The organism is Streptomyces sp. NPDC014891 (assembly GCF_043081085.1).
GTDB lineage: Bacteria > Actinomycetota > Actinomycetes > Streptomycetales > Streptomycetaceae > Streptomyces.
The window spans coordinates 13,948-28,066 of the sequence record NZ_JBIBWF010000013.1 but is presented as its reverse complement, the minus strand read 5'-3'; the positions used below and the strand labels follow the sequence as shown (position 1 = coordinate 28,066).

Here is a 14,119-nt window from a genome sequence, read left to right as displayed (position 1 = left end):
TGGCCGGCTGCCACAAGACGGCCGAGGACGCGGCTCGTGGAGACGATCTGTGTCTGTCTCATGGGGTCATGCAGCGGCGTGGATCGGAACTGGCGCCGCTGATCACTCGCACACCCACCGAGCGGGTGCCCGTACTGCTGGCCCGCGGCGTCTACTGGTGCACCGTCTGCCAGCAGGAACTCCCAGTCGACCGGTTCGTCCGCGACAACCAGCGCGACGGCATCCCACGGAGCCGGTGCCGATCATGTAGCGGCAAGCTGACCCGGGCGAAGAAGTTCAACATCTCCTTCGCCGACGTGGACCGGCTGTTCGCTCTTCAGGATCAGCGGTGCGCATTGTGTGGAACCGAGCACGCTGATGTCGACGGGCTCAATCTCGATCATTACCACAACTGCTGTTCCGACAACGGCACGTCGTGCGGCAAGTGCGTACGCGGCCTGCTCTGCTGGAGCTGCAACGCGGGAGTCGTGACCTGGTACGAGCGTCTTCGCGGCACCGTGCCGGCGTACCCGCTGCTCGACGACTACTTGGACAACCCGCCAGCCACCCGCCTCGGAGCGGCAGAGCCGGGCCGGTAACGGCCGAGACAGCAAGGCAGGGCTGCTGGCAGGTAAACAGCCCTGCGCCCGCTATTCCGCCCATCACTCGTCCCGCCTAGGAGTAGTTGTCGTCCGCGACGACTTCGAGGGCGGCGTATTGATCCGAAACTCTTTGAGCTCAGGCTCGTTGATGGTGTGTGAGTGATCTGGTGGGGGATGCGCGGGCGTGGTCGCCGGATGCGCAGGCGGCCGTGCGGTTGCTGGCGGTGTCCGCGCTGGTGGAGAGCCGGGACCGGGTAGAGGTCGCCGCCCTAGCATCAGGTCCTGTCCGAGGCCGAGCAGGCCGCCATCCGGCAGGCCGTCCTCGATCACATCCCCTCCGACCTGGGACTTTCGGGTCAGCTGTGGACGCGGAGGCAGATAGATGAACTGATCTTCAAGCTGTACCGGGTCCGGTTCACCGAGCCCGGCGTGGGCAAGTACCTCAGGCGGTGGGGCCTGACCTTTCAGAGGCCGGACAAGCGGGCTGTCGAGCAGGACCCGGAAGCGGTCCGTGTCTGGCACGAGGAGACCTGGCCGGCGATCCGGGCCAGGGCGAAGGCGGAGAACGGCGAGGTTCTCTTCGGCGACCAGGTCGGGATCCGCTCGGACCAGGTCACCGGCCGCACCTGGGGTACCGAAGGCGTGACGCCGGTCATCCGCCGCACCGGCAACCGGTTCTCCGTGAACGCAATGTCCGCGATCAGCACCCGCGGCCGGATGCACTTCATGGTCTTCGCCGAGTCCTTCGACGCGAAGGTCATGTGCCGCTTCTTCGCCCGGCTCGTCGGGCACTTCGACCACAAGGTCCACCTGGTCTTCGACCGGCACTCGGCCCACCGCTCGAAGACCGTCCGGTCCTGGCTCGCCGACCACCAAGACCAGATTGAGCTGCACTTCCTGCCCTCGTACTCACCCGAGCTGAACCCGGACGAGCTGGTCAACGCCGACCTCAAACGCAGCCTGCCCCACACCCATCAGGCCAGGAACCAGGCCGAACTCGCCGCCGAAACCCGCAGGTTCTTTCACCGCCGACAACGTCAGCCACACATCATCCGCGGCTACTTCGGCGGCCCACACGTCCGCTACACCCTCGACGAGCGAACCCCATGAGTTTCTGATCAATAGGTGACGCACCCAGGGGTGACCGTGGTGGACGCAGGCACAGAGGTACTGCTCAACCGATCGGGTAGCGGGCTTCTTTGGTCGTATTGGGTGTCGTAACCGCGTCACTACCAAGGGGCCCGTTCTTTCATGCCCGCGGCCGCACCCGTACCTCTGTCCAGATGGACACCCGTGCCGCACACCTCGTACGAGATCCGGTTCGCCACAACGCACTCAGATGGCGGTTCTGGGCAGCGCGAACTCCGAGGAGCCGCTGTTGCCGCTGGAGGCAATCGAGCTGGATGCCTTCCGCCGACAGTACGAGCACAACACATTGGGGCGTCACGGTAGTGGTGTGTCGCTCCGTTTACGGGACTGGTCTGACAGACCTTGTTGTCCATCAGCTTTCGTGGTTTCTCGCTTCACGCCTGACACGTTTACGCCTTTGCCACATTCTTGCCACCCTGTCCAGTACGGTATGGCCTCTATGTCATGTCAGACTGGCCGTGGAGCTTGTATCCAGCGAGATCAGTCCACTTTCCGAAGCTCGCTGGCCTAGTTGGAATCGACTGTTCGCCCCTAGGCGTGCGGACACTTCGGTAATTATGCGGCGTTCAGTTCGGAGGGAAATGCCCATTTTGCGAGCCGCAGCTTCGTCGGTGAGCCCCTGGGCAAGGAGCCGAAGGAGTTCTCTCTCCTGGGGGGAGACGCTGTCCACGCCTCGGTTCCGCTTCGGCTCGGCGATCGGCACAGCCATCTCCCAGACGAGGTCGAAGAACGCGCACAGAGCGGCTACGATGCCAGGTTCTTCTACGAGGATTGCGCCTTGTGAGCTGTCCTCGGGGTTGATGGGAATGAGAGCCGCGCGCCGGTCGAAGATCTGGATTCTGAGCGGAAGCACGGGCGTGGTGCGGGTTTCGCCGCCGTTCTCGGCGAGCCAGTGGGCGTGCCCCATGCTCCCCGGGTCGTTCCTGACGCTGTCCAGGTAGATGGTCTTCATGGCTACCGAGCGTGCAAGAAGAGACTGCGCCAAGGGCCGGCTGGCTGCCCTGTTCTCCGGGGTCTGCGGGCCGCCGGGGGCGAAAGCCAGGGTCTCCGTGGTGGTTGCCGCGACGAGTTCGTCCATGCGCGCCCGGACTGCTTCGAGGCTGGTCAGCCGCTCAAACGGTCCTCCCTGGCCGTATGAGTACTCGACTGCGTACTCATTGACCAGACGCGCTCCTAGCGCGCGGAGTTCTTCCATCTCCTGCTGTTGCTTGACCAGGTCCGCCTGCCGTTGGGCCAGGAAGGCTTCGAATACCTTCTCGGGGTTCATGGGCATGAGGGCGTCAGGCTCTTGCCATGACCGTCGTATGAGGGCCAGATCGGCAAGTGCATCGAGGCACTCTTTGACCCTGGCTTCTGAGATTGCCAAGGTCGTTGAGATCTCGCTGACAGTGATCCCTGGTCGGCGCAGCAGGAGCAGATACACCGGTTCGATTGATTTATCCAGTTTTCCGGTTTTCAACGTAGATCCCCCCACGGGACTTCAATCAATGTGCATCGGGCATCGATTCTTGACGGGTGATCCGAACTTCGCAAGTCCAAGTTGTCCAAGAAATGGGATTCAAGTCTAAGGTTCCCTATGTACATGCTTCACGTCGTGGCCACATGCGCCACGAGGCAATCACTCAGAGACCCGGAGCTGCTGGTAAAAGCACTGCAGCAGGCCGATATGGGGCAGAAGCGGCTGGAACACGCCCGGATCCACCCATCGCGTGGGGGAGCGGTAGCCGTGCTCTTTCTCAGTGGTCCTGACTTGCACCAGGCGCAGCAGTACGGCCAGGCCCTCTTTGAGCGAGCCATACGCAACGAACCCATGCTGTCCACATGGGCGCTCTCGCAGTGCAGCCCTCTGCCGATGGCATGACTCCGACCGAGCATCCCGCAGGCATGGTTGTGCCACGGTCTGTTTGTGCCACCGAAGACCTCTGGATGTGTCGTGCCGGCAAGGAAAACATGGATCCGTCAACATGGATCTGCCCAGATGGGAGCACTTGTCGTGCGTTTCGGTCTTCGATTTCTTGCTGCAGCGGTCCTGGGAGTCAGCATGCTCCTTGGAGTCGGTCACGGTGCTCCTGTGCCGGCCGACGACCTCGCGGCCGACTCGGTCACCGCGCACGCAACTACGTCCTCGGCCCTCAACGACGATGTCGGCTGGCAGTAGAGACGACCGCGCGACAGTGATCGGCCCCTGCTGTAAGCGAGCCGATCACCACACCCCGTTCACGTAGGATGAACAACGATCGGCCGTCTTCGTGGACTCGCTTGGCCGCCTGTCCTCGGGCGGCCGATCGTGCTTTGGCACTTTCAAGACCGCTTCGGCCTCGCCGGCGGCGCCGTACACACGAAATGGAGCATCCAAGGATGGCTCGACACCTGGTAACCAGCGCGCTTCCCTACATCAACGGGATCAAGCACCTGGGCAACATGGTCGGGTCGATGCTTCCGGCGGACGTGTACTCCCGGTACCTCCGCCAGCGCGGCCACGACGTCCTCTACATCTGCGCCACCGACGAGCACGGCACGCCGGCCGAGCTGGCCGCCAAGGAGGCCGGGCTGACCGTCGCCGAGTTCTGCGCGCAGGCCCACGACGCGCAGAAGGCCGTGTACGACGGCTTCGAGCTGGCCTTCGACTACTTCGGGCGCAGCTCCTCGCAGCAGAACGTCGAGATCACCCAGCACTTCGCGCGGAAGCTGAACGAGAACGGCTTCATCGAGGAGCGGGCGATCCGCCAGGTGTACTCGCCGGTCGACGGCCGCTTCCTGCCGGACCGGTACGTCGAGGGCACCTGCCCGCACTGCGGCTACGACAAGGCCCGCGGCGACCAGTGCGAGAACTGCACCCGCGTCCTTGACCCGACCGACCTGATCGACCCGCGTTCGGCGATCAGCGGCTCCACGGACCTGGAGGTCCGCGAGACCAAGCACCTCTTCCTGCTGCAGTCGAGGCTCCAGCACGAGGTCGAGGAGTGGATCGCCACCGTCAGCGACCAGTGGCCGCACCTGTCCACGTCCATCGCCCGCAAGTGGCTGACCGAGGGCCTGAACGACCGCGCCATCACCCGCGACCTCGACTGGGGCGTGCCGGTCCCGGCCGACACCTGGCCGGAGCTCGCGGCCGAAGGCAAGGTCTTCTACGTCTGGTTCGATGCCCCGATCGAGTACATCGGCGCGACAAAGGAATGGGCGGACGCCGCCTCCGACGGCGAGACCCGAGACTGGAAGTCGTGGTGGTACGAGGCCGACGACACTGTCCGGTACACGCAGTTCATGGCCAAGGACAACGTCCCCTTCCACACGGTGATGTTCCCGGCCACCGAGCTCGGCGTGCGCGAGCCCTGGAAGAAGGTCGACGTCGTCAAGGGCTTCAACTGGCTGACGTTCTACGGCGGCAAGTTCTCCACCTCCCAGAAGCGCGGTGTCTTCACCGACGCAGCCCTGGAGATCCTGCCCGGCGACTACTGGCGCTACTTCCTGATCGCCAACGCCCCCGAGTCGGACGACTCCTCCTTCACGTGGGAGCACTTCACCGCCACGGTGAACAAGGACCTGGCGGACACCCTCGGCAACTTCGTCAACCGCGTGCTGTCGTTCTCCCGCAAGCGGTTCGGCGACGAGGTCCCGGCCGGGCACGCCGCCGGCGAGGCGGAGGCCAAGCTGGGCGAGGAGATCGCACGACTGCTCGGCGAGTACGAGGAGCAGATGGAGGCCCTGCAGTTCCGCAAGGCCGCCGCCGCTCTGCGGGCGCTGTGGTCCGCAGGCAACTCCTACCTGGAGGAGAAGGCCCCCTGGCTGGAGATCAAGACCGATGCCGACGGCGCCGCGCTGACCCTGCGTACCGCGATGAACCTGATCCACCTGTACGCGGTCGTCTCCGAGCCGTTCATCCCCTCCTCGTCGGCCGCCATGCGCAGGGCCTTCGCCCTGGAGAACGACACCGCGACCTGGGTGACCGCAGAGCAGGCCAAGTCCCTGGACACAGTCCCGGCCAGCACCGCGTTCACGGTGCCTCCGGTGCTCTTCGCGAAGATCACCGAGGAAGACCTGGAGTCCTACCGCGGGCGCTTCGGCGCCGGTATCTGACCAGCCAGACGCACAGACGCCCGTAAAGGGGCCAGGACCGACACGGTTCCTGGCCCCTTTGCTATGCGTTCCCAATTGACTCGGCTGCAGGAGTGACATAACTGTGCCAACGTCAACTTGTGCCACCCCAGAAGCATTTCATGCGTCCTTCAGCCGTGCCAGAATAATTCTCGGAAGGGGCGCTAAGGCGCTCAATCCTTTCGAATCAGAGAAACCTTCAGGAGGAATCATGCCCGAGATCGACGAGCTGGACATCCAGGTTGGCCGTGGCGCTGTCGGCTCCGCGATGATGCAGATGAAGGGCCGCGTGAGCACCGAGCTCGACGACGACGCCTTCACCTCGTTCGACGGCGAGCGCTAAACCCGCCGCACCTGGTGCACGGCCGAGAAGCTTGATCTTCTCGGCCGTGCACAGGCCTTCACTCATCCACTTTCAGCGCAGATCATAAACCTGAAGCCGAAAAGCTGGATATCCCCGCCGGCTTTTATCCGCCGCGCGTGATGCAACCCATGACTCCCGTCGCGCCATCGGTTTACCGGGCTTATCGGCGCCCCCTGGGCACCACAGCCGTGCAACCGGACTGCTTCGCCGAAGGGGGCCTGACAGACGACAAGGAGAGCATCTTGCTCGCAGATCCCAATGGAGCAGACGCAGCCGCGCTGCGCCGCTCCCTCGGTGAAGCCATCACCGCAGACTGGCAGAAGGTCCTCGACGCTGCCCAGTCGGTGCAGATCGTGGCGCCGGAGAAGATCGCGCTGCTGCGCCAGGCCCTGGAGAGCACCGCTGAGGCCCCTCGCCGCAGCGAGTTCTACGCGTCCTACTTCGCGGCACTCGACGCGTTCGCCGCGAAGGATCGCGATGCAGCGACCCGAGCAGTGCTGGGACTCGGCAATGTGCTGGTGGAAGACGCCGCCCACGGCCGCGTGCAGACTCCCCTCCCCATATCGCGGTCGGCCCGACACGGTTCGGTGCGTCTGCCTTTCACGCCGGTCGACTCCGCATGGCTGCTGCCTGCGGACACAGATGTACTCGACCCGCAGCACCTCGCTGACGAGAAGCACACCATCCTCGAGGCTGCCGCCGCCTCGTGGATTACCAGCGAGCCCGGCACAGTCCGCCTGCGTGCCGAAACCGATGTCGTCCGTACGGAAATCGCCAAGTACAGCGACCAGACCAAGGACATCTCACAGCTCGATCCAGGTCTGACCGTGGCCGCGGGCACGGACGACGACACACAGACGCTCATACGCAACTACGACGCCGGGCTGCGTCTCATCGAACAGGTGCTCCCGGAACAGGCTGCGGAGATCCGCACCCTCACCGAGTACGTCGCCCCCCTGCGAGGCGAGCATTTCGTGGGCGGCTCCGACATCGTTCTCTTCGGCGCCTCGTTCCTGTGCCTGGAGCCCACGTGGAGTCCTCTCTGCTTCGCCGACCACCTGACACACGAGTCGACGCACCAGCTGCTGCACGCCAAGCAGGAAGTCCATCCGCTGCTGCTCAACCGTGACGAAACGGGCCTGAGCTCGCCTATCCGGACCGACCCGCGGCCCCTGTACGGCACGTATCACGCCACCTTCGTCTTTCTGCGTCTGACTCGGCTGATGGCCGCGGTGTTGCGCTCTTCTGACACCCAGTGGCACGAAGAGGCAGAAATCCGTTTCCACCGCCACCTCCTCGGCCTGCTTCAGGGCCTCGCGATCATCGACGAGCACGGCGTGTACTCGCCTGAGGGCCGCCAGGAACTGGACGGCTGGATCGAAACCGCTCGAGAGTTCGTAGCCTTCGCCGGCCTGCCCGACCCGAAGCTCTACAACCGCCTCAACTGGGACTACGACCAGGCCAACGGCGATCTGCCGCTGCTCAAGGTATGAGCCTCGACGACGCCCACGTGGCCGCCGCCACCTCAGTCTTCGCCTTCTGCAAAAAGCAAGGGATCTACTTCGCCGACGCAGAAGTAAGCGTCACGATCAACCGGCGCAAAATCTCCCTGCGGGGATCGAGTCTCGGATTCGGCGAAGAGCTCAGCCGGCGAAGGTGCCGTTCGGAGCTACTGGAGCGCTGGGCACACCTTGAATGGGAACTCGCCGGTTCACCAGAGCTGACCGGGCGGGGGACAAGCACCGGGCAGACGTACACCGGCCTCCTCCAGCCCGGTATGGCAGTAGCAGGGGAGGATCCAGACGGCAGCGGCTACTGCGCAGGACCGGCGACGGACAAGCACCACATTGTGGCTCATGGCCTGATGGAGGTCATCGAACGCGACAGCGTCGTCCGCCTGTTCGACTGCCATGAAGTCTCCCTTTTTGACAGCACGTCCTCCATCCCCGAGGCACTGCACTGCCTTCTGCGCGGGCAGAAAGCCGCCGCAGAAGCATGGATCGTCCAGCGGCCAGGGCTGCCCCCCACTGCTGTCGCCCTTGTCCGCTGCCAGTCCACCGGCGCGGCAGCGGTGGGAACCGCCTGCAAATACACCGAGCACGACGCCATCAGCAGAGCCGTACTGGAAGGGGTGATGATGCTAACCACGGTCAGGCACACACTGCGCATGGACACCCCACCGCCGCAGATGGACGGGATCCTGTGGGCGTCGAACCACAGCACCGCCCTGCGAGAGGAACTGCGCGCCAAGCAAGCGACCCGAGACACCGCTCCCACGCACATCCCTGAGGACCTGTCCGCGCTTGCGGCGGGCGTCCGGTCGGCTCTGGGCAGTGAGCCGATCGCGGTGCACTTCCCCCTCAAGCACTCCCGAGTCTCAGCAACCGAGGTGTGGCGGGTCCTGGTCCCTGGCGCCCTCAACCCGGCCCAGGCAAAGCGCCAGCCGTGGCCAGTCGGATGACGGCGATGAAACCGATGAGGCAGGACACCTCGACCACCAAAGAACGGTTCGCGGCCATGTTTGCGTCGCTGCGCCGCAGCCGTGACTTCCGCATCTTCTTCCTCGCCCAGTTCGGCTCCAACATCGGCACCTGGATGCAGATCACCGGGCTGTCGTGGGTCGTGCTAGACATGACCGGCTCAGCATCGAAGCTTGGCCTCGTGCTCGCAGTCGAGACACTTCCCGTTCTGCTGCTGGGCCCGTTCGCCGGCTCTGTCGTCGACCGCTACGACGTACGACGACTCACCGTCGCCACGCAGAGCGGACTCGCAGCCATCGTGGTCCTGCTCGCCGTGCTCCAGCTCACCGGAAGACTGGACTACCTCACCACCCTCATCCTGTCCTTCCTTTTCGGCGCCCTGCTGGCAGTCGACAGTCCTGCGCGACAGTCCTTGCTCCCCGAGATCGTAGACGCGCGCAACATCAGCAATGCCATCGCCATGAACGCCGTCTCACTGAACGGCAGCTCGCTTCTCGGCCCCGCCCTCGGCGGCCTGATCGTCGCCTGGGCCGGCGCTGCATGGTGCTTCGTCCTCAACGGAATCTCATTCGCCGTGGTCGCTGGCGCTCTGCTCGCCCTGCGCCCGCAGGGGCGAATCGCGCAAACCGACCCGCAAACATCGCCGCAAGACGATTCCACGGCGCGATTCGGCGTGGTGCTGCACCAAGTGGCCCGCACACCGATCATCCGCGACGCCCTGCTGATGATGGCGCTGGTGGGCACCTTCACTTATGAGTTCCCCGTCACGCTGCCACTGCTCGCCCGGGAGAGCTTTGAAGCCGGCCCCACGCTCTACGGCCTCTTCTTCGCTGCGGCAGGGGTCGGAGCCACAGTATGGGGGCTCCGACTCGCGGGCCAGAAAGATCACGGCCGAACAGCACTGACCAATGCGGCCATGGTTCTCGGCGCTTTCCTGCTCATCACGGCATGGATGCCGGTCCCGATCGCAGCAGTCGCCTCGTTCGTACTCGTCGGCGCAGCGTCGGTGAGGTTCATGGCCCTGGCCAACGCGGCAGTCCTCGAGAACGCACCCCCCCAGTTCCGGGGACGGATCATGTCCTTGTGGCACATCTGCTTCCAGGGGAGCACGCTCATCGGCGGCCCCGCCATCGGCTACGTGGCCGCCGCTCTGGGAGCGCGCTGGTCTCTGGCTGCCGGAGCCGCCGCAGCGATCATCGCCGGCCTGCTCGGCCGATGGAGCCTGCTGCGCGAACGCTCCGGATCCCAGCCCGCAATGGCCACCCAGTAGACAGTGAGGCGAAACATGGAAGAGCTGCTCGACTCAACTCCCTTGCTCAAAGACCCCCACCAGCTGCGAGAGCGTATGGCCCGGGACGGCTACCTCCTGTTGCGGTCCGCCCTGCCCGCCGTGGAAATCCGAGAAGCTGCCGACGCCGTGGAAAGGATTCTCACGGACGGCGGCTGGATCGACGAGAAGGGCAACGCGCAGCATGAGCCGGCATCAACGCCGTACCAGGAGCGCGACCCGGCATACCGTGCAGCAGCACAAGCACCGGCGTTCAACCGGATCCCCTACCTCGACCAGCTGCACGGTCTGATCCAGAACCTTCTGGAACACGACGTCTTCAGTCTTCCCTCAAAAGTCCTGCGCGCCACGCCCCCCGCCGCGTGGATCACGGAATCGGGCCGGTACGTGCACCAGGACTTCTCGTACTGGGGCGTCAACGACATGCTCACCTCATGGATGCCCTTGATGGACATCCCCCGCGAACTGGGCGGACTCGCCCTGCTGCCCGGCAGCCAGATCGGCCCGCCGCGACCGCTGCGCGTACTCAATGACGACGAACCGGGCTGGGCGACGACCGACTACCGACTTGGCGACGTCGTGATCTTCCACTGTCTGACCGCACACGCCGCACTGCCCAACAAGACCGACGGGCTCAGGCGATCGGCCGACTTCCGATGGCAGCGAACCGATGAACCGGTGCGTCGCGAGTTCATCCTCGGCCAGGGCGACCGCACGGATGAACTCTTCGCCCGCAGGTTCCACAACGAGGCATGGTGGCGCCCCGTGCCGGCCGAAGTGCAGCTGATCGAAGGCATGTGGGACCAGATCATCCGCCCCAACCCCTCCAGGTTCTTCGCAGTCCACGAAGACTGGAACAGCTGGGACGGTGCCAAGGAGGAGCAGGAGTGAAGACGCTCTGGTATATCTCCCGTGCCGACGGACCCATGCCATGGAACCCCCAAGGCATGGCCTCTCTGGACCGCACGCGCATCGAGGCCCTCGCACGCGAGGTCGAAAACGCCGGCTTCTACGGTGCCCTCGTCGCCACATGGTCGAGCGACGCCATGGTGACTTCCACGTTTGTGGCCGCCGCCACCACTCGACTGCGCGTCCTGACCGCGGTGTACGCCAATCTCGTCCCCGCTAAGCTCCTTGCAGAACAGGCCCGCGCATACAACGCACTCACTGGCGGCCGACTGCTGTTCAACCTCGTCAACGGCCGCGACGACATCCTGCGTACCTACGGTCTGAACCTGTCCCACGACGAGCGCTATACGGCAGCCGAGCAGTACTGGGCGGACTTCCGCCAGCACTACCAGGCAGATGACTTCTTCGGGCGAACTCCGGACCTTCACGATTCCCGCTCTGAAGAAGGCGTGCCCCTCTGGGGTGCGGGTGACTCCCCGGCCGGCAGCGCGCACGCAGGAGCAGTCCTCGACGGGTATCTGACCATGCTCAAGGACTTCCAACGCACCCGGGACAGCCTTGCCCGCGCCCACCGGGCGGCCGCCGAGCACGGCAGGGCCTTCGCCGAGACAGGCGTCATGGCCGGTGTGACCGTGCGTCGGCGCCGTGAGGAAGCACAGGCGCACTTCTACGGCATGTTCGAGGACCTCGGCCCGCAGATCCTGGCCGAGCAGCTACAGAAGGCGATCGCACGCCGAACACAAGGCCGCGAGTCCCTCAAAACCTTCGTGGCCCCGGACGCAAAACGCCAGTCGTGGGTGGACGCACTCAGCGCCGGGCGGCTTCCCACACTCACCGAACTGCATCTGCACGGTGCGCACTACGCGGGGTTTGCCGCATGGGCACCGCTTGATGTCTTCGGAGACGGAGCCGCCGCTGTGTACTTTGTCGGCTCTCCCGACGACATTGCCGACGACATCAAGAGCATGAAGGCCGAGACGGGCATATCGGCGCTCGTCCTCACTGGCTGGCCACTACGAGAAGAAGCCCGTCACACAGGAAATCTGTTGCTGCCCCGACTCGACGATATGGACAAGGACATCAGCGCATGAGCCAAACCCGCCAGGCACCGCCGGTCCCCGTACATGCCCCGGCCCGGCGCCAGCGGCTCGGTGCGTCCTTCGACACGCTTGCCGAGTACTACACGGCGGGCCGCCCCACCTACCCGGCCGAGTTCGTCCAGACCCTGCTGCAGCCTCTGCTTGACCGCACAGACACACATCGCACAGTCCTGGAGGTGGGAGCAGGGACCGGACAGGCGACTCAACTTCTGCCGCAGTTCTTCGCCCAGGTCACCTCCATGGAACCGGGCCGCAAGCTGTGCGAAGAAGCCAGCCAGCGGCACGTCTCCGATCCCCATGTCGCAGTACATCAGTCAACCTTCGAAGACTGGAGCGGCACCGACCGCCATGACTGCGTTTTCTCGGCCTCCGCGTTTCACTGGGCCGACCCCCGGGTCTCCTACGAAAAGGCCGCCGCGCTGCTGAAGCCGTCAGGCCGGCTGGTCTTCGTTTCTTACAGCGATGTCATCGGCAGCGACATCTGGGAGGAGCAAGCCGAACGCATCCGAGTCATCTACCGGCGCCTGGCCCCGCAGCTCACTCCTCCGTTCGGCACCCGCCGGTTGGACGAACTGCGCTCGCGGCTGAAGGGCAACAGCAAATCCATCGCCCAAGCTCTGGAGTACCTCGAGTTCGGCACACCCGAGCATGTGACCGAACTTCCTATAGGTCGCTGGTTCGGGCCTGCCACGGTCCTCGTCGACCGGCACGATCGCCGCTACACCGGAGAGGGCATCGTCGCCGCCCTCTCCTCATACGGCGGCTTCCGCGGCCTCGAGCAGGACACCGCACGCCAGCTGGCGGACGAGATCCGCGCCTACGTCGAGGAAGAGTGCGGCAACGAGCTCCTGCGCTCCTTCGCGCTGACGGGCCTGGCAGCTGACCGCGCCACCACCCTGGTGTAGAAAGGCTGGCCTACACATGGGTTTCACCATCAGGCCCCTTACGGGCCCGGACGAGCTGGTCGCCTTCGACCAGGCACGTGCGCTTGCCTTCGGTCATCCATTGCGGCGGTCGGTCAAACCCGGACCGACGATGGAACTCGACCGCATGCACCTTGCCTTCGACGGAGAGCAGGTCGTCGGAACAGCCGCTGCGGCAGGATTCGACCTCACGCTTCCCGGAGGCTCCCAGACTTCCTGCGGAGGCATCCGGTGGGTCAGCACTCTGCCCACCCACCGGCGCCGCGGAGTGTTGTCTGCAATGGTCCGCCATCAGTTCGACGAGTTCCGTCAGCGCGGTGAGTCCGTCGCTGTGCTCTGGGCCTCTCAAGCCTCTGTCTACAGCCGCTACGGATTCGGGCTGGCCACCACAAGTATCGACGCCACCATCACCCCGCGTGCTCCGTTCCTGACGGGTGTAGAGCACGGCCCCGTGACCTACATCGACAGCATGGCGCAGGACGACCTCGTGGCACGAACACTGGCACCGGTCTACGAGCAGTTGCGCCAACAGCGCCCAGGAATGGTCAGCCGACACGAGGGCTGGTGGCGCCATCTCACCTCAGACCCAGCCACCCAATGGGTTGTTCATGAGGGCCCCAATGGGATCGATGGATACCTCGGATACCAGACCGAAGCGGAAGGATGGACCGATAAGGGCCCGTCCCACCGGCTGCACGTCGTAGAACTCGTTGCAAACACTGCCTATGCGGAAGCGAGCCTCTGGCGCTTCGCACTCGACTTCGATCTCACATCCACAGTGATCGCGAAGCGTCGCCCGACTGACGACGCACTGCCGTGGATGCTGGCCGACATCCGACAAGCCCAGCTCACTACTCGAGACGGCTTGTGGCTGCGCGTGGTGGACATCGAGGCAGCCTTCAGCAAACGAACCTGGCAGTCCAGCCCCGGCCTCGATCTCAAGATCGCCATCACCGATGAACTCTGTCCCTGGAACGAGGGAACCTGGGCTTTTGGTCCACAGGGCTTCAGCCGAACCTCTGGGAGCCCGGACATCACGCTTGACACCGCCGACGTAGCGGCGTGCTACCTCGGCGCCGGACGACTGCACGCCCTGTCCCAAGCCGGCCGCGTCACAGAGCACACCGCAGGGGCACTCGACGGGCTCGCCACCGCCCTCGGCTCAAGCCGCGCCCCCTGGGGCATCACCTGGTTCTGACCGCCCTGCCCTCAAGAACGGACAACACAAAT

General features: G+C 64.8%; 12 protein-coding genes. 11 read left to right on the top strand and 1 reads right to left on the bottom strand.

The features are described from left to right. Positions 1–68 precede the first annotated feature (68 nt). Together ACF09E_RS30765 and ACF09E_RS30760 are read left to right on the top strand one after the other, a co-directional pair. Positions 69–578 carry an endonuclease domain-containing protein gene (locus ACF09E_RS30765; protein WP_392208863.1) on the top strand — a complete coding sequence of 170 codons (510 nt, stop codon included), beginning with the start codon at positions 69–71 and terminating at the stop codon, positions 576–578. 285 nt (positions 579–863) lie between these two features. After that, positions 864–1,691 (top strand): IS630 family transposase, encoded by an 828-nt coding sequence (locus ACF09E_RS30760; RefSeq protein ID WP_392209146.1) that lies wholly within the window; start codon positions 864–866, stop codon positions 1,689–1,691. A 481-nt stretch (positions 1,692–2,172) separates the two neighbouring features. Here the strand turns inward: ACF09E_RS30760 and ACF09E_RS30755 are convergent, their stop codons facing one another. After that, positions 2,173–3,153 carry a LuxR C-terminal-related transcriptional regulator gene (locus tag ACF09E_RS30755; protein WP_392208861.1) on the bottom strand — a complete coding sequence of 327 codons (981 nt, stop codon included), beginning with the start codon at positions 3,151–3,153 and terminating at the stop codon, positions 2,173–2,175. A gap of 935 nt (positions 3,154–4,088) precedes the next feature. Between ACF09E_RS30755 and metG the strand changes: the two genes are divergently transcribed. From metG to ACF09E_RS30710, 9 genes are all read left to right on the top strand, one after another. Continuing rightward, positions 4,089–5,807, top strand: coding sequence for a methionine--tRNA ligase (gene metG, locus ACF09E_RS30750; protein WP_392208859.1), 1,719 nt, complete (start codon positions 4,089–4,091; stop codon positions 5,805–5,807). A 229-nt stretch (positions 5,808–6,036) separates the two neighbouring features. Then, a complete protein-coding gene (locus tag ACF09E_RS30745) occupies positions 6,037–6,168 on the top strand; it encodes a hypothetical protein (protein WP_386569160.1) in 132 nt (43 codons plus the stop codon). 263 nt (positions 6,169–6,431) lie between these two features. Further along, a complete protein-coding gene (locus tag ACF09E_RS30740) occupies positions 6,432–7,682 on the top strand; it encodes an aKG-HExxH-type peptide beta-hydroxylase (RefSeq protein ID WP_392208857.1) in 1,251 nt (416 codons plus the stop codon). Next, on the top strand, positions 7,679–8,650 hold the full coding sequence (locus tag ACF09E_RS30735) for a YcaO-like family protein (RefSeq protein ID WP_392208855.1): 972 nt from the start codon (positions 7,679–7,681) through the stop codon (positions 8,648–8,650). The genes ACF09E_RS30740 and ACF09E_RS30735 overlap by 4 nt, the downstream gene beginning before the upstream one ends. Beyond that, entirely contained in the window at positions 8,647–9,939 is a 1,293-nt protein-coding gene (locus ACF09E_RS30730; protein ID WP_392209144.1) for an MFS transporter, read from the top strand. Before ACF09E_RS30735 ends, ACF09E_RS30730 begins: the two co-directional genes overlap by 4 nt. Positions 9,940–9,954: 15 nt before the next feature. Beyond that, a complete protein-coding gene (locus tag ACF09E_RS30725; RefSeq protein ID WP_392208853.1) occupies positions 9,955–10,848 on the top strand; it encodes a phytanoyl-CoA dioxygenase family protein in 894 nt (297 codons plus the stop codon). Continuing rightward, on the top strand, positions 10,845–11,957 hold the full coding sequence (locus tag ACF09E_RS30720; RefSeq protein WP_392208851.1) for an LLM class flavin-dependent oxidoreductase: 1,113 nt from the start codon (positions 10,845–10,847) through the stop codon (positions 11,955–11,957). The genes ACF09E_RS30725 and ACF09E_RS30720 overlap by 4 nt, the downstream gene beginning before the upstream one ends. Further along, entirely contained in the window at positions 11,954–12,871 is a 918-nt protein-coding gene (locus tag ACF09E_RS30715) for a class I SAM-dependent methyltransferase (protein ID WP_392208849.1), read from the top strand. The genes ACF09E_RS30720 and ACF09E_RS30715 overlap by 4 nt, the downstream gene beginning before the upstream one ends. Before the next feature lie 16 nt (positions 12,872–12,887). Continuing rightward, positions 12,888–14,087: a GNAT family N-acetyltransferase gene (locus ACF09E_RS30710; protein ID WP_392208846.1), complete on the top strand. Its 1,200-nt coding sequence runs from the start codon at positions 12,888–12,890 to the stop codon at positions 14,085–14,087. The last annotated feature ends 32 nt before the right edge of the window (positions 14,088–14,119 follow it).